The organism is Falsihalocynthiibacter sp. CO-5D18, assembly GCF_041205445.1.
GTDB classification, from domain to species: Bacteria; Pseudomonadota; Alphaproteobacteria; order Rhodobacterales; family Rhodobacteraceae; genus Falsihalocynthiibacter; species Falsihalocynthiibacter arcticus.
In genome coordinates this window covers 1-709 of record NZ_JBGFCF010000071.1, presented here as the reverse complement: position 1 = coordinate 709, position 709 = coordinate 1, and the positions used below count along the sequence as shown (strand labels likewise).

The 709-nt window shown below is 57.4% G+C and carries 2 protein-coding genes; both read left to right on the top strand.

Going from position 1 to position 709, the window contains the following annotated elements; translation table 11 throughout:
* The coding region (locus tag AB9F27_RS21925) for a hypothetical protein (protein ID WP_369758206.1) at nucleotides 1-196 on the top strand (196 nt) is incomplete at its 5' end.
* 3 nt (nucleotides 197-199) lie between these two features.
* On the top strand, nucleotides 200-709 hold a 510-nt coding region (locus tag AB9F27_RS21920; protein ID WP_369758205.1), incomplete at its 3' end, for an XdhC family protein.

The window sequence follows — 709 nt, the reverse complement described above, 5'->3', positions numbered from 1 at the left end:
CGAGAATCGGGAGCTGACGATCAAGCGCTCTAAAGCCGTGGGCGAGCCGCCATTCATGTTGGGAATTTCGGTGCTGGAAGCCTTGTCGATGGCTGTCGCAAGCGTCGCGGATTACCGTGAATGCCCTCGCTTAAACACGCCCGCCACGCCGGAATGTGTGTTGATGGCCGTCGAGCGGCTGCGGGCCGAGGCGTAAAAAATGGGCGCCCTCAATCACCCACTCTGTGACTTCTTTGCGCAAAACGAAGCGGTTATTCAGCTTGAACTCACGGACGTGCGGGGATCATCGCCGCGCAACGTGGGTACGGTGATGTATGTCGCGGGCGACGCGCTTTGGGGTACGATTGGTGGCGGTCAGTTGGAATTTATGGTTATTAAACGCGCCCGCGAGATGTTGGCAAAAAGCATCCTTGCGGATCATTTGGATATCCCCTTGGGGCCAGAGATAGGGCAATGCTGTGGAGGGCGGGTCAAGATTTCCCTCGCCCGCATGAGCAGGCAAGACAAAGATAGTGCCTGCGCCGTTGCGCAACTTACAGAGGCGAAACTGCCCCATGTTTATGTCATGGGCGCGGGGCATGTCGGACGCGCTCTCGCCAATCAATTTCAACATCTGCCGGTGCAATGTGTCTTGGTTGATACGCGGGCCGAGGAGTTGGCCCAATGTACGGCCAATGTGGACACGCGCCTGAGTGCGATCCCTGAATTT